16 protein-coding genes are annotated in these 19,050 nt (G+C 37.2%); 10 read left to right on the plus strand and 6 right to left on the minus strand.

The genetic code is table 11. The features are described 5' to 3' along the window. Window positions 1–159: 159 nt before the first annotated feature. Together ACIQZ6_RS04845 and ACIQZ6_RS04850 are read right to left on the minus strand one after the other, a co-directional pair. Complete coding sequence (locus tag ACIQZ6_RS04845; RefSeq protein WP_395808754.1) at window positions 160–705, minus strand: DinB family protein; 546 nt, start codon at window positions 703–705, stop codon at window positions 160–162. A 37-nt stretch (window positions 706–742) separates the two neighbouring features. Next, window positions 743–1,948, minus strand: a complete 1,206-nt coding sequence (locus ACIQZ6_RS04850) for an FAD-dependent oxidoreductase (RefSeq protein WP_395808756.1) — start codon at window positions 1,946–1,948, stop codon at window positions 743–745. Window positions 1,949–2,047: 99 nt separating this feature from the next. Between ACIQZ6_RS04850 and ACIQZ6_RS04855 the strand changes: the two genes are divergently transcribed. The 7 genes from ACIQZ6_RS04855 to ACIQZ6_RS04885 all read left to right on the plus strand — a co-directional run bounded on the left by ACIQZ6_RS04855 (window position 2,048) and on the right by ACIQZ6_RS04885 (window position 9,501). After that, window positions 2,048–3,721, plus strand: coding sequence for an amidase (locus ACIQZ6_RS04855; RefSeq protein WP_395808757.1), 1,674 nt, complete (start codon window positions 2,048–2,050; stop codon window positions 3,719–3,721). Window positions 3,722–3,760: 39 nt separating this feature from the next. After that, window positions 3,761–5,158 carry an aldehyde dehydrogenase family protein gene (locus ACIQZ6_RS04860; protein ID WP_395808759.1) on the plus strand — a complete coding sequence of 466 codons (1,398 nt, stop codon included), beginning with the start codon at window positions 3,761–3,763 and terminating at the stop codon, window positions 5,156–5,158. A gap of 4 nt (window positions 5,159–5,162) precedes the next feature. After that, complete coding sequence (locus ACIQZ6_RS04865; protein WP_395808761.1) at window positions 5,163–5,978, plus strand: maleylpyruvate isomerase N-terminal domain-containing protein; 816 nt, start codon at window positions 5,163–5,165, stop codon at window positions 5,976–5,978. Window positions 5,979–6,201: 223 nt separating this feature from the next. Then, window positions 6,202–7,035 carry an SDR family NAD(P)-dependent oxidoreductase gene (locus ACIQZ6_RS04870; RefSeq protein ID WP_395808763.1) on the plus strand — a complete coding sequence of 278 codons (834 nt, stop codon included), beginning with the start codon at window positions 6,202–6,204 and terminating at the stop codon, window positions 7,033–7,035. Between the two features lie 182 nt (window positions 7,036–7,217). Further along, window positions 7,218–8,438: a C40 family peptidase gene (locus ACIQZ6_RS04875; protein ID WP_395808765.1), complete on the plus strand. Its 1,221-nt coding sequence runs from the start codon at window positions 7,218–7,220 to the stop codon at window positions 8,436–8,438. A 26-nt stretch (window positions 8,439–8,464) separates the two neighbouring features. Beyond that, window positions 8,465–8,725 (plus strand): RNA recognition motif domain-containing protein, encoded by a 261-nt coding sequence (locus tag ACIQZ6_RS04880; RefSeq protein WP_395808767.1) that lies wholly within the window; start codon window positions 8,465–8,467, stop codon window positions 8,723–8,725. A gap of 383 nt (window positions 8,726–9,108) precedes the next feature. Next, entirely contained in the window at window positions 9,109–9,501 is a 393-nt protein-coding gene (locus ACIQZ6_RS04885) for a DUF1573 domain-containing protein (RefSeq protein ID WP_395808769.1), read from the plus strand. A 66-nt stretch (window positions 9,502–9,567) separates the two neighbouring features. Here the strand turns inward: ACIQZ6_RS04885 and ACIQZ6_RS04890 are convergent, their stop codons facing one another. Beyond that, the gene (locus ACIQZ6_RS04890; protein ID WP_395808771.1) at window positions 9,568–10,503 is read right to left on the minus strand and encodes an SMP-30/gluconolactonase/LRE family protein; all 936 of its coding nucleotides are present in this window, start codon (window positions 10,501–10,503) and stop codon (window positions 9,568–9,570) included. Window positions 10,504–10,522: 19 nt separating this feature from the next. Next, complete coding sequence (locus ACIQZ6_RS04895) at window positions 10,523–11,308, minus strand: SDR family oxidoreductase (RefSeq protein ID WP_395808773.1); 786 nt, start codon at window positions 11,306–11,308, stop codon at window positions 10,523–10,525. A gap of 584 nt (window positions 11,309–11,892) precedes the next feature. Between ACIQZ6_RS04895 and ACIQZ6_RS04900 the strand changes: the two genes are divergently transcribed. Beyond that, complete coding sequence (locus ACIQZ6_RS04900; protein WP_395808775.1) at window positions 11,893–14,046, plus strand: carboxy terminal-processing peptidase; 2,154 nt, start codon at window positions 11,893–11,895, stop codon at window positions 14,044–14,046. A gap of 142 nt (window positions 14,047–14,188) precedes the next feature. On the opposite strand, the gene ACIQZ6_RS04905 is transcribed toward ACIQZ6_RS04900, so the two are convergent. Both ACIQZ6_RS04905 and ACIQZ6_RS04910 read right to left on the minus strand, forming a co-directional pair. Beyond that, window positions 14,189–15,121: an SPFH domain-containing protein gene (locus ACIQZ6_RS04905; RefSeq protein ID WP_395808777.1), complete on the minus strand. Its 933-nt coding sequence runs from the start codon at window positions 15,119–15,121 to the stop codon at window positions 14,189–14,191. 209 nt (window positions 15,122–15,330) lie between these two features. Continuing rightward, entirely contained in the window at window positions 15,331–15,876 is a 546-nt protein-coding gene (locus tag ACIQZ6_RS04910; protein WP_395808779.1) for a C40 family peptidase, read from the minus strand. 276 nt (window positions 15,877–16,152) lie between these two features. On the opposite strand from ACIQZ6_RS04910, the gene pdhA reads away from it, so the two are divergent. Next, the gene (pdhA, locus tag ACIQZ6_RS04915; protein ID WP_395808781.1) at window positions 16,153–17,148 is read left to right on the plus strand and encodes a pyruvate dehydrogenase (acetyl-transferring) E1 component subunit alpha; all 996 of its coding nucleotides are present in this window, start codon (window positions 16,153–16,155) and stop codon (window positions 17,146–17,148) included. A 36-nt stretch (window positions 17,149–17,184) separates the two neighbouring features. Continuing rightward, window positions 17,185–18,834 carry a 2-oxo acid dehydrogenase subunit E2 gene (locus ACIQZ6_RS04920; protein ID WP_395808783.1) on the plus strand — a complete coding sequence of 550 codons (1,650 nt, stop codon included), beginning with the start codon at window positions 17,185–17,187 and terminating at the stop codon, window positions 18,832–18,834. Window positions 18,835–19,050: the final 216 nt, after the last annotated feature.

A 19,050-nucleotide genomic window follows, 5' to 3' on the forward strand; every position in this document is an offset into this window, starting at 1 on the left:
AATTATAAACTGATTAACAAGCTCGGATAAAACGCAATACATACTTACAGGCTGATAAAAATTATCTCTTTTAAAATTTGAATAGCAGAACCAAGAAATCTTAATAAAACTGGGTAGTTGATTTCTGGTAGTATAGAATAGATAATCGTATGCTATTCATCAAAATAACTTTTCATTGGGTGGTTTAATACCTTTCAACCTAAGATAGATTGTTGTTTGAGCACGGTGATGGGTTTGATGTTCAAAGGCCTTATTTAACCACCCAAATTGGTCTGTTTCATAATTTCCCCGTTTTACCAGGTTATCCATTTTTGAAGCATCCATAGTTTTTATGGATTCTATCGCATAATCATAACATGCCATAACAATCTTGGTCAATGTTATTTTATTTTTATAGGTATCCATTTTTTCAAGAACTTTTTCTGGAAATATGGGTTCGGCCCCGGTACCACTCGTAATCATGCCAATTGTTCCCTGCGACATGTGCAACATTTGCTCGGAAAAACTTCGAATATCCGGCATAGGTTTAAAATTTATACCTTCATCTGGCATAGCATCAATATACTCTTTGGTATAGGCTTTAGCTCTTTCCCAATTAACAACCATATTTGCTTTAACAACCTCATTATTAAGGCACTGTGAAAGAGAGGATTTGCTGATTAACAATATCCCAAAGAAAAATAAAAGTGTTTTTAAGCTTTTCATCCTAACTGCTTTAAATTTTACATTGAATTTTATTAGGTTATTTCATTAAATTACCGGATAGGTCTACTCGAATATTATAGGGTTGAAGATATTTATCAGCCAGAATACCAAACTCTTTTCTGTTTATAGCTCTTTTTGGATCAAATATGCTGTTTAGTTTAAAGCTTACTTTCCATCCATCTTCAATTTCTTTATCTAGCTCATTTCCTCTGTTAGCAATAAATTTAAACAGGCTGATGGCATCATTAATAGTTAAGGTATCTTTTTTATTGTCGGCAAACCAAAGTTGACTTCTTGTGTAAAATTCTCTCATTGAGCCTCTTAGATCTTCTGCTCTTACAAGGCCGGCTGTGTCGAATTGTATCTTTCCGTTTAAAAAACTAGATTTTACAAGTCCGCTAAGGCCTAATCGTTGAAAAGCAAGAAAATTAGGATCTTTCAGTTCAATATCTGCATATGGTATCAGCAATGCATCAAATGCAAGTAACTCGCCCTGAACAACACGCACATTAATGGTCTTGGTACTTGTTTTAAAGAAGGCACAATAGGCTGCTATAGTACCTCCTGCTTGTCCGGCCGGCATTCTTGACACTCTTATTTTACCGCTTTGTTTAGGAATAATAATTAAATTTTCTACAGCCTGAGGAATCAATGCTCCCAGCGGGATAGTAAAAAAAGAACCAGTTTCTTGATAGCCAAGTGCAACTGAACTTCTGTATAGCTTATTTTCAAAGGGATTAATAGTATTACCAGTAATTACCATAGTTTTTTTTGAATCTATTCCTAGCATAGTCGCAATGGAAAGATTTTCGGTTGCATCTACTACAACATCTGCTTTTATCTTTTGTCCACCTTTTAATCTGATTTCCCAGCTTTTGCCATCTTTTTTAATCTCATCAACCATAGTGTTATTATTAATGGTCAAATTATTAACGGTATCACTTATTCCCTTAATTAGACTTGAAGCTTGGTTAAGCATTACAGGAATAGCAATGAGAGAGTCTTTGGTCTTTGATCTCCTTCTTTCTTTCAGAGAATAATGGTTTTTTATATTTTTTATAAAAGGTAGATCTTCTGTAGAAAATAGTGCACTAACTGATGAGGATTGTGTTAGGTAAATAGTCTTTGCACCTGAGCGTGCAGATTGTATAGATGCTGCAACAGCTTCGGGAGTATTTCCAATCACCAAAACACCGGTTTTTGTGGTTTGTGCTTGTAAAGTAATACATGTAATCAGCAGCATAAAAATGCTGGAAATTCGACCTATCATATTAAATATTATCTAAGGGCTTAATTTACTGTTTCTTTCATTAATTTTATGCTCAACCATAAATAACCTTATATGAAACTCATTACGCGCCGAAATAGTATCATCGCCTTGTTATGTTTAATTAGTTTTACTCTTGGTGGTTTTATCACCCAAAAGGCAGAAGAAGAAAAAATCACTATTCTATTGGTTAAACAAGCCCAAAAAATTATGGGGCTAGATTTTACCGATATAGAAGCCGATTCAATGCTCACTGACCTAGATGGGCAGCGAAAGAGTATGGTAGCCATACGCAAATTAAATATTCCTAATTCGGTTTCACCGGCTTTAAATTTTAATCCTCTTCCGGTAGCGTATCAATTTCCAGACCAAACAAACTATTTTAAGGCATCTACTCAAGCGAATTTGAAACTGCCTGCATTGAAAGATGAACTGGCTTTTTTTACAGTCAGTCAATTAGCTGAACTGATACGTACCAAACAAATTTCTTCTGTTGAATTGACCCGCTTTTTTATTGAGAGGATCAAAAAATTTGATTCAAGATTACAATTTGCAATCACAATCACAGAGGAGCGCGCTTTGAGGAATGCTAAAAAAGCGGATGCCGAGATCGCCGCCGGTAAGTACAAGGGATTATTACATGGAATTCCTTTTGGAGCAAAAGATCTGCTGGCAGTAAAGGAATACAAAACAACCTGGGGTTCAGTTCCTTATAAAGATCAGATAATTGATGTGGATGCAACCGTTATTACTAAATTGGAGAATGCTGGCGCAATACTAATCGCAAAAATGACCTTGGGCGAGTTAGCAATGGGTGATGTTTGGTTTGGTGGAAAAACTAAAAATCCTTGGGATCTGAAACGAGGGTCTAGCGGTTCTTCAGCCGGATCTGCTTCAGCAGTAGCGGCAGGATGTATGCCCTTTGCGATTGGTTCTGAAACTCTTGGGTCTATTGTATCTCCTTCTTCAGAATGTGGTACAACCGGATTGCGTCCAAGTTTTGGAAGAATAAGTAAATATGGTGCAATGGCTTTAAGCTGGAGTATGGATAAGCTTGGTCCAATAACCAGGAGTGTAGAAGATTGTGCCATCGTATTCAACGCTATTCAGGGCACAGATGATAAAGACCTGAGCTTGATTTCAGCACCGTTCAACTACAGCTCGCCCATTGGATCTAGCTTGAAGGGATTTCGAATCGGCTATATCCCATCAGAATTCAATAGAAAATATGCTAATTCAGCAAATGACAGTTTGAGTTTTAAAAAATTAAAGGAAATGGGAGCTGAGATGGTTCCAATTGAACTCCCGGTATTGCCTTACAGAGATTTGATCATTGTTCTTGCTGCTGAATCGGGCGCTGCTTTTGAGGAGCTAACCTTGTCGAATCGTGACGATCTGATGGTCAAGCAGGATAAAAATGCCTGGCCAAGTGGTTTCAGGTCAGCTCATTTTATCCCAGCTATAACTTATATTCAGGCTAACAGAGCAAGAACTATACTTATTGAGCAGCTCAATAAAACAATGAAGGGTATTGATGTTTTTATAGCACCAGCATTTGGACAAAATTTACTGGCCACAAATTTAAGTGGGCATCCCTGCGTAGTTTTACCTAATGGTTTCAGAAATGGTTTGCCGGCAAGCATTACCTTTACCGGACAGTTATTTGGCGAAGGAAAACTATTGAAAATTGCCCAGGCCTATCAAAAAGCAACAGACTTTGATCAGAAACATCCTGTCTTGAATTTTTAAATATCAAATTCGTTTGCTTTTAATCCTTAATTATCCCCTATGCAGGAAAACCTAAACCATTTATTTGATCAGCAAAAGGCTCATAGCTTAATATTAAGAAATACCAAATCAGATGAGCGAAAGGAAAAGCTCAAAAAGCTAAAAATTCTGATTCAGGATAATGAAAGGCTGATTTTTGATGCACTTGAAAAAGACTTGCGTAAGTGTGAATTTGAAGCCGCTTTAACAGAGGTTTATTTTGTTTATGCTGAAATAGATTTTGCCATAAAGAACCTTTCCTGTTGGATGAAGCCCAAAAGGGTTTCAGCAAGTATGAGCAGCTTATTCACGAAAAACCGAATATATTACGAGCCTAAAGGTGTTTCTCTGATCATTTCACCATGGAATTATCCATTTCAGTTGCTCATGGCTCCGCTGGTCTCAGCCATTGCTGCAGGGAACACAGCCATGCTCAAACCCTCAGAATTAAGTAGTGCAACCGCTGCTTTGGTCACAAAATTGATCAATGGTCATTTTGAAAGCAAGGAAGTTGCTTGTTTTGAAGGTGATGCCAATTTATCTGAATCTTTACTAAAATTACCATTCGACCATATCTTTTTTACGGGAAGCCCGAAAATTGGGAAGGTGATCATGGAAGCTGCAGCCAAGCACCTAAGCTCGGTAACACTTGAATTGGGTGGTAAATCGCCGGTAATTATTGCCCAAGATGCTAATCTGGAGAAAGCAGCAGAAAAGATAGTTTGGGGAAAGTTTATGAATTCCGGTCAAACGTGTATTGCTCCTGATTATGTTTTAGTTAAAGCTGAACAAGAGCAGGATTTTATTAGGCTCGCCTCACAAAAAATTGATCAACTATATCGTAAAAACGATATTCTTGATCGAACAAGTTATGGAAAGATTATTAGCTCAGGGCATTATAATCGCTTAAAAGATTTGAGGAATAAGGCCGTTGAAGATGGGGCTTGCATCGTGAAAGGTGGCGCAGACAGCGATCAAGATCATACGCTTGAACCCACTATCTTAACTAAGGTATCACTTTCATCTGCAATCATGCAGGAAGAGATTTTTGGACCCCTTTTGCCTGTAATTACCTATTCTTCTATTCAAGAAGCGATTGATTTGGTTAATCAAAGGGCAAAACCATTGGCTTTATATATTTTTTCTGGATCAGATTCAATAGTTCAGGATACGATCAGACAAACCTCTTCAGGAGGTACTTGTGTAAATGATGTGGTCTTGCATATTTCTAATCCTAATCTTCCATTTGGTGGCATTGGCAATAGTGGCCATGGCAGCTGTCATGGTTTCTATGGATTTAAGGCTTTTTCTCATGAGCGTGGGGTGATGTTTCAGTCCGGTACCGATTTCAGTAAATTGGCTTATCCTCCATATGGCAATAAGGGTGGATTGTTAAAATGGTTCAAAAAGATCCTTTGATTACATGATTGATGTATTGCCACTTTTCCCTAAACTTGATTCCTTACTGCTCCAAGTGCTATCGGGTTTGAGCCCGCAGCAATGGCAAAAGGATACAATTTGTAAGAAATGGAGGGTAAAAGATATTGCAGCACATATACTAGAAGCTACGATAAGAAGATTGTCGATTGGCCGTGATGCCTATCAAATGCCGAGGGCAGATATAAATAAGAAGGGTCCAATTTTAGAATATCTTAATTATTTTAATACTGAATGGCTTAGCGCTTACGAAAAGCTAAGCCCTGAGATTTTAATTTCACAACTAAAAATAGTTCAAGACGAATTGTACCTTTATTTGAAGGATTTGGATCCTGCAGGCAATGCACTATTTCCAGTTTCCTGGGCTGGTGAATTTGTTTCAGACAATCGTTTTGACATTGCCAGAGAATATACTGAAAGATGGTTGCACCAACAGCAGATCAGACAGGCTGTGGGAGCTCATTCATTGCTTGAAAAACAGTTTTATAGCCCATTTTTGCAGATATGCATGAAGGCATTACCCGATCATTTTAGAGACCTCAACCCTGCACTTGATACCCTAATTTCTGTTGAGATTGTAGGAGATTCTGGTTCGCTATGGTCAATAATTAGAAGGCTAGATCAATGGGAATTTACCTTTACAGAAAGCAAGGCTGATGCACATGTTTACATTGATCAGAATATTGCCTGGATGCTATTCTCAAACGGCATTGCTATTCAAGAGTCTAGTCAATACTGGCAAGTAATTGGCGATCAAGAACTGGGTTCCCATGTATTAAAGATGCGGTCATTTATCGTTTAAATGAGCATGAATGCAGTTCTTGAAAAATTAAACTATCCAATATATAACAACTTACATTCAAGAATCTTGCAACTGTAAGGTGGCTACAGTTATAATTAATCCTAGTAGTGCTATTCTTAATTTTGTTCTTTTGATGTCGATCTGTTTTTTCAGATTAGCTTGTTTCAAACCTAATGCAAAATAGAATTAAGGATTAATCAATGTACCTTTGAACTATCACAAAATGGAAAATAAAGTAAAAATAAGTTTATTAGGATGCGGATGGCTAGGTTTTCCGCTTGCTATCAACCTTATTTCAAGAGGTTTTCAGGTAAAAGGAAGTACAACAAGCCAAGATAAATTAGCCATTTTTAGAGAAGTAGGCATTGACCCATTTCTAATTCAATTTAGTACATCTGGCATTGACCCGGATCTGCATGACTTTCTTAACGCAGATATTCTTATCATTTCTATACCACCAGGACGAAGAAGCATTGATGGTATTGGCAATTACCGCAAAATGGCTATAACCATTGCAGATCAACTCAGAATAAGTAAGGTTTCAAAACTCATTTTTATAAGTTCTACGTCTGTTTATCCTGATTCTAATTCTACCCTGACTGAATTCTCAACGGTAAATCCTGAAACAGAATCAGGGATGGTTATTAAAGAAACCGAAGACATATTATCAAGCCTGGATATGAAGGTGATTTTATTAAGGCTATCTGGCCTGATTGGGCCAAAAAGAATGCCAGGAAGATTTTTTGCAGGTAAAACACAAGTTCCAAACGGACTTGCACCAGTAAACATGATCCATCAGGATGATGTAATCGGTCTGATCAATTGTTTGATAGATTCTGAAACTGCAGAAGGAGTATACGTTGGTTGTTCTCCATCTCATCCTAGCAAAGAAGAGTTTTACGACTTAGCTGCAAGAGCTGAACAACTTGAACCACCAACTTTCATCTCCGAAAAGCTTAGGTGGAAACTCATTTCTAGTGAAAGAACTGGAAAAGAGTTAAAATTTACATATAAATATCCATCTCTGATAGATTGGCTAAAGCAAATTCATACTTAAAGTAAATTTTTCTAAGAATTGCTCGGTTCAAAATTGAAGGCTTAAATGCAGGCATACAAAAAGGTAATAACCATGCTTTTTTAATTATTTTTTAATATTCTTTGTTTAAATTTATGAATTAAATGATAATTGAAATAGTTGTAGTCTTAACATGACTACAACTATTTTCGACTTATTTTTGTATGAAAAAACTTTTTTTAATTGCGCTGACACTATTTTTCAGTTTGTCTTTAGAAGCTGCCCTGCCTGATTCTATACTGATCAAACGTGTGAATGAGCTATCGGCCCAGATTCAAAAAAAATATGCGCCTGATAAAAGAACAGAATTTTTTCAGCTCAAACTTGAAACAACTGAACCTTTAACATTCAATTTACAGGCAACTAAGGCTGAAGCAATTCAGGAATTAAGAGCTCTATTGAAATCAGAAAATATATTAGCAATCATTAACGATGAGTTATTGCCCGCTAAAAATTTGGAAGGAAAGATCTATGGTATTGCCAACCTTTCTGTGATCAATACCCGATACGCTCCAAATCATGCAGCAGAGATGGCTACTCAGGCTACTTTAGGAACTCCGGTAAAAATTTTAAAGAGGGAAAAAGGTCATTTTTTTGTTCGCACTCCCGATAATTATTTAAGCTGGACTGAAATCGGCGGAGTTACTCCAATGAATAAGACAGATTTCGAAAACTGGCAGGCAGCAGAAAAGGTAGTTTATACAGACCTGTTTGGATTTGCATATTCTGAACCATCTGAATCATCCTTAACCATTTCTGATCTTGTTGCAGGCAATATTTTACAAGTTTTATCGGAATCAAATGGATTCTATAAAATTCAATTTCCTGATAAACGTATTGCCTACATTTCTATAAAAAGAGCTCAATCTTTTGATCTTTGGAAAAATCGTCCTGATCCTACTGCCGAGCAGCTATTAAAAACTGCTCGTAATTTTCTGGGTATTCCTTATTTATGGGGAGGAACTTCTATCAAGGGGATGGATTGCAGTGGTTTCACCAAAACTAGCTATCTGCTCAATGGAATTGTACTGCCAAGAGATGCATCGCAGCAGGCTCTGGTTGGCGATAAAGTAGATATACTTGAGAATGATACCTTAAGCATTTCAAAGGCATTGAAGAACTTGATACCTGGCGACCATTTGTTTTTTGCAGGTGATAAACGGAACAGGAGAGTTACCCATACAGCGATATATATTGGCAATGGTGATTTTATTCAGGCTGCCGGGCTGGTCAGGATCAATAGTATGATCAGCAGCTCAAAGAATTATGATGATTTTCAATCCAGGACACTGGTAGGTGCCCGACGTGTATTAACAGCCATAGGTGATCCTGAAATTACGAGGATTGATAAACACCCCTATTACCAGGGTTTGGTAAATCAATAATATGAAACTAAACAATTAATAAACATATGAATATTTTCGTTGGAGGCCTTCCATTTAAAGTAGATGAAGGTGAATTAAGAGAAATTTTTGAAAAATACGGTGAACTTACTTCTGTGAAGTTGATTATCGATAAACAAAGTGGCCGCAGTAAGGGCTTTGGTTTTGTTGAAATGGATGATGAGGCTGCCGGACAACAAGCTATTGAAGCGCTTGACGGAACAGAATTGTATGGCCGAAAAATAGGTGTTCGGATTTCTGAAGATAAAAAACCAGAAAGAAGATTTTAATAGCTGCATGATCAATATCCTTTACCGCTCAATGGGGGTAAAGGATTGGCTTGCCATTTAGAAATTTTCGAAGATTTTTCTTGTTATTTTAATGATATCTTATCATCAGCGCTTGATAAATTCTGTATGGTTTAGCAATTTCGCAGGTAACATTTGAATAACAATTGTTGAAAATCTCAATTCTCAGCACTTAAATTATTAATTTTGTTACTTTTAGAAAATTCCAATTTCATTTATACCGATTCCAATAGTTGTCGGATATTTGAAATTGTAAACCAAAAGCTGTTAAATTTTTACAAATCCTGCATGAGCATAATGCTCGCAAAACGAAATATTTTAAGTTCATGCATGCTTTATTGACATTAAAAAACAATTAAATAATTATGAAAAAGTTAATCATTCTTTGTAGCGTAGTATTTTTATTCGCATCTGTAACCGCATTTAAAGTTGAAGAAAAGGCTGAATTTAAGTTTGAAAAGGAAACTCATGATTTTGGAAAGATCCCACAGGGTAAACCTGTTAGTGTTGAGTTTAAGTTTACAAACACTGGTAATGAACCATTAATCATAACCAATATAGAAAGTGTTTGTGGATGTACCGTTCCTAAATACACCAATACGCCAATCTTAAAAGGTCAATCAGGAACAATTACTGTTACCTATAATGCAGCTGCTCTTGCACCATTTAGTAAGGGCTTAACCATTAGGTCAAATGCAAAAACTCCGATTAAAGTAATTTATATCAAAGGTGAAGTAGTTGCATCACCTGCCGGATAAAAGGTTTAAAAACATAAAAAAGCCCTTTAAGTTTTTCTTAAAGGGCTTTTTTATGGATGAACTTTATCAAATACCCTTTACAATCATTTGTAAGGTGTACACTGCTGTGTTTGCTGTTATAAACAGTACATCTCTCTTTTTCCCGCTAAAACAAACATTGGCAGTCCAACCAGGAATTTCGATATGTTCTATCTGTTTACCTGACGAATTAAAAACAGTCACACCACGGCCTGTAAGATATAAGTTACCTTTATTATCAAGCGTCATTCCATCAGAGCCTATTTCTGCAAATAATGTTCTGTTTATTAACGTTCCATTTTTGGAGATTTCGTATTTATAGGTTTTTTTATCGCCTATATCTGCAACAAAAAGATTTTTACCATCAGCCGAACCTACAATTCCGTTTGGTTGTACCAAATCATTGTCAACAATAACTGGCACTGTTGTTCCTTTCGCTAAATAATAAACATACTGTCCGTTTAACTCAGATTTCTTTCTTTCCCAGTAGGGGCGCTGATAATAAGGATCTGTAAAATAGATACCTCCTTTTGGGTCGATCCATAGGTCATTTGGACCATTAAAAAGCTTTCCTTGATAATTATCTAAAAGAACTGTTATTTTTTTATCAGGGCTTATTGACCAGAGCTCATTTTTTTCATCGGCCGCGGTTAGCAGATTGCCCTTTTTGTCGAAATACATTCCGTTTGATCGACCAGTTTTATCTAGGAAAACAGTTAATTGTGCATCGGTACTGTATTTCCATATTTTATCGTTTGGCTGATCGGTAAAAAATACATTCCCCTTTTTATCAACTGCTGGGCCTTCGGTAAATTTGAACTGGTTTGAAACTAATTTTGGTTTGGCATTTGCAGCAATAATTTCAGCTTCTTTATTCTGATATTTTGACCTGCTGCTTAATTCTAATGAGGATATTCCTGCTAACCAAAAACAGACTGTAATCGCTATTAAAATGTTATGCTGAATGGTGTTGAGCAGGTTCATTGGCTAATGAATTAAGGGTCTATAATGAAGGCGTTTTTCCGCCATCTACAGGTATATTGATGCCATTTATATAAGATGCAGCAGGGCTTGCAAGAAAAACGACGGCTGCCGCTACTTCAGCGGCATCGGCAATTCTTCCTGCTGGAATTGTGCTGATCATTTCATCTTTTACCGCATCCGTACTTTTACCCTCTTTTTGTGCGATTGAATTGATCAGGAATTCCAGTCTGCCGGTCATGGTAAATCCGGGTAAGACATTGTTAACAGTAATTCCAAAAGGTCCTAGTTCCAATGCAAGGGTCTTTGCCCAGCTTGCAACTGCACCCCGAATGGTATTGGATACTCCCAAACCTTTTAATGGGGTTTTTACCGAGGTAGATATGATGTTAATGATCCTTCCAAAATGATTTTTCTTCATTCCGGGAACGACTGCCTGAACAAGGATCTGATTGCAAATCAGATGCATGTTAAATGCATTGATAAATTCATCTGTACTAGCATCTATAGCTTGCCCGCCTGTTGGCCCGCCAGTGTTATTAATCAGTATATCTACCTTGTTTTTAGCAGTATAATTACCGATTATATTTGTAAGAAGTAGTGGATCTGTGAAATCGGCGATTAGAAAATCATGCAACTGACTATTCTGTAAAGGAAGTTCTTTTAAAACCATCCGAAGTTTTTCTTCGTTTCGTGCAAGCAGAGTAACACTGGCCCCTAAGAGTGCGAGTTCAATTGCTGTGGCCTTTCCTATACCCTGGGTACTTCCGCATACCAGAGCTCTTTTTCCTGTCAGATCTAAATTCATAGTTAAAAGTATTAAAATTTTGAATTACCACTTTGGTTTTTTATGAACTAAACGATAAATCCTGGACTTTTAAATAGTAAGATCAGTTGGCCGTGGTACATCAGCAGCAAAGACGTTTTTCAGGGATAACATGGTTTTATATTTGATTCAATACAGGTGCCAGAAAAATAAACGACCCATAAAGGATTGTTAATTCTCTACTCATTCTTGCTCTTATAAAAATGTCAATTAGAGATCATCTTTTGGCATTAAGTGATATCAAGGAAGTAGAACAATTACCTTTAATAAATACAAGTATAAATTTTATTGAATTAAAGAACGATTTAGTAGTTTACCTATTAAAATGGGTGAACCTGTTGCTGTACATTCTGCTTCTTCTAAATTTTCTTTATTGAAAGACGCTTTGTTAAGAAAAGCGAATTAAAATATCCTACATAAATTTATGCTTGTATTTTGTTTTTTCGATATATTGAACTCGTTATCTTAAATTTTCACAAACATGTTAAATGGTTTGAATGTCAATTTGATATTTGCCATCCTTATGTTTTAAATTTGGTAACAAATTGGCTACTATTTAATCTAAAATGAAGTTAAAATCAGTTAAAGAAATGTTAAAGAGAATATGTCTGGCCATTTTTATTGTTGCAGCTTTATCCTGCCAGGCCGATCCACGGGTAAATATTGTGGTATCAGTAAATGACCTGAAGCCTGATTTGCAGCAATCAGTAGTTGCTAAATCGCTAGTTGAGCTGATAGAGAATTTTCACTATCAGAAAGTTGCCGTTGATGACGATTTTTCATCCGTTGTTTTCGATGAATATTTAAAAGCTCTAGATGGTGGCAGAAGTTACTTTTTACAGAGTGATATTGCTGATTTTGAGAAATTCCGCCTAACAATGGACGACGATGTACGTACCGGAGACCTAAGTGTGCCTTTCTATATATTCAATGTATATCAAAAGCGTTATAATGACCGGGTAAACTTTGCGTTGAAAGAGATTGAAAAGAAATTCAGTTTCACTAGCAATGATACTTATACCTATGATCGTGAAAAATTGCCATGGCTGAAGTCAGAATCTGAGTCAAATAGCCTTTGGTCAAAGCGTATCAAATATGAAATGCTTAATCTTAAGATTACTGGCACAGAAGAAGCAAAGATCAAGGAAACACTGAAAAAGCGTTATGAAAACCTAATCTCACAATCTACCAAGTTTAATCAGCAGGATGTTTTTCAGATCTTCATGAATTCATTTACAGGTACCGTAGATCCACATACCAGCTATTTTGTTCCCAATAAGGCCCAGGAATTTAATGAAGATCTTGCCCGTACATTTGAAGGTATTGGCGCCAGATTACAGTTAGATAATGAAGTGGTGAAGATTGCTGAGATCATCCCTGGTGGGCCAGCGTTTAAATCAAAAGCCATACAGGCAAACGACCGAATCATTGCAGTGGCACAGGGTAAAGCAGGTGAATTTGTTGATGTGATTGGTTGGAGACTGGATGTAACGGTTACGAAAATTAAAGGTCCAAAAGGGACAATAGTTCGTTTAAAGGTTATACCAGCCGGTCAGGAATTATCATCTACTCCTAAAATTGTGGAACTGGTAAGAGATAAAGTTGTTCTTGAAGATCAGTCAGCAAAAAGAACTATCAAAACGATTACATCGGGAGGTAAATCATATAAAATCGGAATTATTCAGTTACCTGCATTCTATGCTGATTTTAAAGCGATGCAGGCCGGTGACCCTAACTATAAGAGTACCACTCGTGATGTCAGACTTTTACTCGATACCTTAAAACGCGAAAAGGTTGATGCGGTTGTTCTAGATTTAAGAAGTAATGGTGGTGGTTCTTTACCAGAAGCGATTAGCCTTACAGGCTTGTTTATTAAATCTGGTTCGGTTGTACAGGTGCGTGATAGAAGAAACGAGATTGAGGTTAGCGAAGACGAGGATGAATCCATTGCATGGACTGGCCCACTGGGTGTATTAATTGATAGATTCAGTGCTTCAGCATCCGAAATTTTTGCCGGTGCTATTCAGGATTATGGCAGAGGTGTAATTATCGGTAATCAATCGTACGGAAAAGGCACTGTTCAGCAGGGAATAGATATGTCAAGGGTTATCAGCACTACGGATAAATTAATGCTTAAAGGTGCACAAACTGTAAGTACTAAAGGTTCTCAGGCTGATAGTAAAGGAGCAAATGTAACCCGAACCAATGCTCCTGAATTTGGTCAAATTAACCTCACCATGGCAAAATTCTATCGTGTAAATGGTAGCAGTACCCAGCATAAAGGTGTAGTGCCTGATATAGAATTTCCAACTGTTTTTCCAAAGGATAAATACGGCGAGAGTTCTGAGCCTAGCGCATTACCATGGGATACCATTGCGCCAAGCCAGTTCAGCCGCTTAGCCAGTCTTGATGAAGTTAAACGTAAACTTATTGCTTTACATCAGGAGCGCATGAAAACTTCAGTTGGTTTTAAAGATCTTCAAGAAGATATTGCTGAGTTTGCCAAGCGTGAAGCTGAAACATCTATTACCCTTAATGAGGCCAAGCTAAAAAAGGAACGCGATGAGCAGGAAGCAAAATCTCTGCTCCGTGAAAATCAGAAACGCATAGCTAAAGGTTTGGCCCCTCTAAAAAAAGGTGAAATAAAACCAAAAGAAGATATCGACTTTATTCGTGATGAAGGTCTGCAGATCATAGCAGATTTTATCCAGATAAAATAAGGAAAGCCCCGGTTCAACCGGGGTTTTTTATGCAGCATTGTTTTTAATACAGATAGTCTGATCACATAAGCCTGGGTCAGAAGTTAATTACTGAAACTCTACAAGAACGAGTTCCAAAAATGACCCTAAAGTATCAAAAGTCTTAAGACTTTTTCTTTTCCTGAGTATCCATAATATTAATACTCATCATTTGCTCCATAGTACGTTTCATGCCATCTGAAGAACCATCAAGGAAAATCACATTACCTTTGCCATTTTCAGCAAAATGCTTTATAGCTTCTGTCCACATCGTAAATAATATGACAGAGGTGTCAAGATCTGCAGTCTGCATTTCTTTTGCGGCATGAGTCATACCCTTGGCTACTTCTTCACGGAACAGTGCAATACCCTGTCCACGTAACTGGGCTGCCTCACGTTCTGCATTAGCAGCAATCTTTATTGCATTTCCATCAGCTTCTGCAGCCTTTGTTTTAGTGATTAGAAGTGCCTGTCCTTCGTTTTCTGCTGCTGCCTTTAGGTTATTGGATGCTACAACACGGCTCATTGAAGTAAGTATTACCTCATCAAAAGTAATGTCATTTACCTGAAGATCCTGTAAGTGGTAACCCCAAGTTTCAAGTACGGTATCTAATTGATCTTTTACGTGATCAACAATATCCTTTCTCAGACTTAATACTTCTGCTTGTTTTTTGCTGGCCACAAATGCACGGATAGTTCCCTCAATGGTACGAATAAGGGCCTGCATCAGGTTTTGATCATTAATAAATTTAAAGGCCACATTTTTTATAGTTTCTTCATCCGGATTATTCACTGAATAAAGCACCATAGCTTTGAAATAAACATTTGCTTGGTCAATGGTTACTGCTTGGAATTCTAGCTCCACTGCGCGGTTCTGAATAGACACTCGTGAGTGAATAACTTCAATCAAAGGAATTTTTAAACTCAATCCTGGTTTTAGAAGTCTGCGGTATTTCCCAAAAACAGTTATGACTCCTATAGTGCCTTGTTTTACAGTTACAAAGGAGCTGAACAAGATGACTACTCCAATGAATAATATAATATAGGTTGTATACATGGCTTTTGATTTATAGAATGAAATTTTTTGAAGATAGCAAAGAATTTTCTCTTTTAGGAATACTGCTCATTGAGAAAACAGGAAGTAAAAAAGAGTAGTGTACTTTGATGGCTTGTAATTCGAGCACTTATTAAAAGTATCAGGAAAATAGTTTTTAAATCAATACTAAATGGAGTACAGTACTTTAATTATACAAGATATCTGTGGTACTAGTCTCTAAATGAAGCCAGAAGCCTACCACCTTTATAGTAATATCTTCTCCAATAATCTTCATCCAGATCACTGATCATTACTCCTTTACTACTAGAAGCATGTGCAAATTTGTTATTGCCCATGTAAACACCCATGTGCGTAATAGAACGGCTTCCTATTTTGAAGAAAACCAAATCGCCCTCTTTCAGCTCATTTTTACTGATCGGATTAACCATACTGAATATATTTCTAGAGTTATTTCCAATCAGCGTGCTAAATACTTTATTGTATAATTCAAATGCAAAGCCTGAACAATCAATTCCTTTTTTTGTTCCGCCTCCTAAGCGATAAGGAGTTCCTATCCAATCGTAAACGAATTGATACAGCTTTAAGTTTGATGTAGCAGAAAGTGCGACACCCATAATTTGAGAGAAATACTCAGTAGCCAGGTTATCCGGATCCTCAATTTTATCCGTAGATTTTGGATCTTTGGTAACGGTTTGTGCCTGGACAGACAAGAAAGAAATCATAAGTAGCAACGCTACAATTACTTTTTTCCCCATTTTTAATTGGTTTTGTTCATAGTTTTTAAAGTCAAAACTATCAACGTATTCATACTCTTTATATTTTCAGAATAGTACAAAGGTAAGACATTTTCTCTTTTTAAACAAGTTGAATTGCTTTACTGACATTTTAACAACATATACTAAGAAGTAAAATGACTAGAAAACAAGGATAAAAAGTGCAAACAAAACACTTGGCTATTCTTTTTTTGGGAAGATATGGTTAGATTTGTCATCCTTTAAAGGACTAAACGAGATTTATACATACGATTACGAATGAGTTCAATAGAAATTACGAAAGAAACCTATCTTCAGTGGTACGAATCAATGCTTTTGATGCGCAAATTTGAAGAGAAAGCAGGACAACTTTATGGTCAGCAAAAGATCAGAGGATTTTGTCACCTGTATATCGGACAAGAAGCTGTGATGGCTGGCGCAATGTCAGTTTTAAGACCTGAAGATTCTATGATCACTGCTTATCGCGATCATGCGCATGCTTTGGCTAAAGGTATGGGTGCTAATGAAGTTATGGCAGAATTGTATGGAAAAGCTACCGGATGTTCAAAAGGTAAAGGCGGTTCGATGCACATGTTTAGTAAAGAAAAGAAATTTTTTGGTGGACATGGTATAGTAGGTGGACAGATTCCTTTGGGTGCTGGTATTGCCTTTGCAGAGCAATACAACGGAACCGACAATGTATGTGTTTGTTATATGGGCGATGGCGCTGTTCGTCAGGGAGCACTGAATGAAACCTTTAATATGGCGATGCTGTGGAAGTTACCTGTAATTTTTGTTTGCGAAAACAATGGGTATGCAATGGGAACATCTGTAGCTCGTACTACCAATATGGTGGATATCTATAAAATTGGACTTGGTTTTGATATGCCATGTGCTCCGGTTGATGGTATGGATCCGGTTGCTGTTCACAATGCAATGGACGAAGCAGTTCAAAGAGCAAGAAGAGGAGATGGCCCTACATTTTTAGAAGCTAGAACTTACCGTTATAAAGGGCATTCAATGTCTGATCCAGCTAAATACCGTACAAAAGAAGAAGTTGAAGTTTATAAGGCAAAAGATCCTATTGAGGTTGTTAAAGCTGCAATAGAAGATAAAAAATATGCAGATGAAGCCTGGTTTGAACAGATCAATGATAAAATTAAAGCAATTGTTGATGAATCGGTTAAATTCTCTGAAGAGTCGCCATGGCCAGATCCATCTGAATTATATAAGGATGTGTATGTTCAAGCTGACTATCCATATATCCGCGACTAATCAAAACTTTTATACAATACTAATCTGTAAATAATAATGGCTGAAGTAGTTAAAATGCCTAAGATGAGCGATACGATGACAGAGGGTGTTATCGCAAAGTGGCATAAAAAAGTTGGTGATAAAATTAGTTCAGGCGATCTGGTTGCTGAAATCGAAACAGACAAAGCCACAATGGACTTTGAGTCTTTCCAAGAAGGAACGTTATTATATATAGGTGCTCAAGAGGGCGAAGCAGCCCCGGTTGATTCTGTTATTGCGATTCTGGGCCAAACAGGTGAAGATTTTCAAGCACTATTAAGCGGAGCAAGTACTCCAGTAGCAAGTGCTCCAGTAGCGAAATCAGCTGAAAGTAAACCTGCTGAAGTTGTTGTAGCAACAGAAGAAGTTTCAGGCAATAGCGATGCTGATGCAGAAGCAATGGGTGCTACAATTATTCGTATGCCGCTTTTAAGTGATACGATGACTGAAGGGGTTATTGCAGCATGGCACAAAAAAGTAGGCGATAAAGTAAAAAGTGATGATGCCCTTGCTGACGTAGAAACAGATAAGGCTACAATGGAAGTAATTGGCTATGCCGATGGTACATTGTTGTATGTTGGTGTTGAAAAAGGACAGGCTGCAAAAGTTAATGATATCATTGCCATAGTAGGTAAAGAAGGTACCGATGTTTCTGCCTTTCTTAAGGCGAGCTCAAAGCCAAAAGCTGTTGCTGCCGTGGCAGCAGTTGAAAAACCTGCGGCTGCTGCAGTAGTTGAATCAGTGCAGGTAGTTCATGCTGATTCTGATTCATCTTCGCGTTTAAAGGCCTCTCCGCTGGCCCGTAAAATTGCTAAAGATAAAGGTATAGATCTGGCTCAGGTAAAAGGAAGTGCTGAAGGTGGAAGGATCGTTAAAAAAGATATTGAAGGATTTACTCCTTTGGCTGCAAAATCTGTAGTAGGTACTCCTGCCGAAGCAAAAGCTGTCGAAGTTGCTGCATTACCGGTTCCACAATTTACCGGTGTAGAAAAATATACCGAGAAGCCAGTTTCTCAAATGCGTAAGGTTATTGCCAAGCGTCTTTCTGAAAGTTTGTTTACTGCTCCTCATTTTTATCTGACCATGTCAATTGATATGGATAGTGCAATGCAGGCTCGTGCAAAGATTAATGAATTTGCTTCAGCGAAGATCTCATTTAATGATATCGTACTCAAGGCAGTTGCAATTGCGCTAAAACAACATCCAAATGTTAATTCTTCCTGGTTGGGAGATAAGATTCGTTATAACGAGCATGTTAATATAGGTGTTGCAGTTGCAGTTGAAGATGGTCTGCTAGTTCCGGTGGTTCGTTTCGCTGATGGAAAATCACTTTCTCATATTTCTGCAGAAGTAAAAGATTTTGCACTACGTGCAAAAACAAAAAAACTGCAACCTTCAGATTGGGAAGGTTCTACATTCACTATCTCAAATTTAGGAATGTTTGGCATTGATGAATTTACTGCTATTATTAATCCGCCGGATGCTTGTATTTTGGCAGTAGGTGGCATACAGCAGGTTCCGGTTGTAAAGAATGGTGCTGTAGTACCTGGCAATGTAATGAAGGTTACTTTAAGCTGTGATCATCGTGTTGTTGATGGTGCTACTGGATCGGCATTTCTGCAAACCTTAAAAGCGTTACTTGAGGAGCCTGTAAGACTACTCGTTTAAAAATTTTATATACTTTTAGAAGGTCTTTCAGCATGAGTTGAAAGGCCTTTTTAATTTAAATCAAATTTAAAATGATTGGTAAAAATTAATTTCATTTCTGCTTACCAATCATGTAGTTTTTCCTCACCCCTTTTCTGCAAAAATCCTTTTTTTCTATTTGATGCCAAATAAGCTTATTCAAATACTATCTTTAAATTGGTCTGGTTCTGAATATTG

This window comes from Daejeonella sp. (assembly GCF_044348475.1).
GTDB lineage: Bacteria > Bacteroidota > Bacteroidia > Sphingobacteriales > Sphingobacteriaceae > Daejeonella.

Bases quoted from the DNA above. Each gene is read 5' to 3' on its own strand.
- ACIQZ6_RS04845 (WP_395808754.1), bottom strand. From the start codon at position 705: ATGAAAAGCTTAAAAACACTTTTATTTTTCTTTGGGATATTGTTAATC.
- ACIQZ6_RS04850 (WP_395808756.1), bottom strand. From the start codon at position 1,948: ATGCTGCTGATTACATGTATTACTTTACAAGCACAAACCACAAAAACC.
- ACIQZ6_RS04855 (WP_395808757.1), top strand. From the start codon at position 2,048: ATGAAACTCATTACGCGCCGAAATAGTATCATCGCCTTGTTATGTTTA.
- ACIQZ6_RS04860 (WP_395808759.1), top strand. From the start codon at position 3,761: ATGCAGGAAAACCTAAACCATTTATTTGATCAGCAAAAGGCTCATAGC.
- ACIQZ6_RS04865 (WP_395808761.1), top strand. From the start codon at position 5,163: ATGATTGATGTATTGCCACTTTTCCCTAAACTTGATTCCTTACTGCTC.
- ACIQZ6_RS04870 (WP_395808763.1), top strand. From the start codon at position 6,202: ATGGAAAATAAAGTAAAAATAAGTTTATTAGGATGCGGATGGCTAGGT.
- ACIQZ6_RS04875 (WP_395808765.1), top strand. From the start codon at position 7,218: ATGAAAAAACTTTTTTTAATTGCGCTGACACTATTTTTCAGTTTGTCT.
- ACIQZ6_RS04880 (WP_395808767.1), top strand. From the start codon at position 8,465: ATGAATATTTTCGTTGGAGGCCTTCCATTTAAAGTAGATGAAGGTGAA.
- ACIQZ6_RS04885 (WP_395808769.1), top strand. From the start codon at position 9,109: ATGAAAAAGTTAATCATTCTTTGTAGCGTAGTATTTTTATTCGCATCT.
- ACIQZ6_RS04890 (WP_395808771.1), bottom strand. From the start codon at position 10,503: ATGAACCTGCTCAACACCATTCAGCATAACATTTTAATAGCGATTACA.
- ACIQZ6_RS04895 (WP_395808773.1), bottom strand. From the start codon at position 11,308: ATGAATTTAGATCTGACAGGAAAAAGAGCTCTGGTATGCGGAAGTACC.
- ACIQZ6_RS04900 (WP_395808775.1), top strand. From the start codon at position 11,893: ATGAAGTTAAAATCAGTTAAAGAAATGTTAAAGAGAATATGTCTGGCC.
- ACIQZ6_RS04905 (WP_395808777.1), bottom strand. From the start codon at position 15,121: ATGTATACAACCTATATTATATTATTCATTGGAGTAGTCATCTTGTTC.
- ACIQZ6_RS04910 (WP_395808779.1), bottom strand. From the start codon at position 15,876: ATGGGGAAAAAAGTAATTGTAGCGTTGCTACTTATGATTTCTTTCTTG.
- pdhA (WP_395808781.1), top strand. From the start codon at position 16,153: ATGAGTTCAATAGAAATTACGAAAGAAACCTATCTTCAGTGGTACGAA.
- ACIQZ6_RS04920 (WP_395808783.1), top strand. From the start codon at position 17,185: ATGGCTGAAGTAGTTAAAATGCCTAAGATGAGCGATACGATGACAGAG.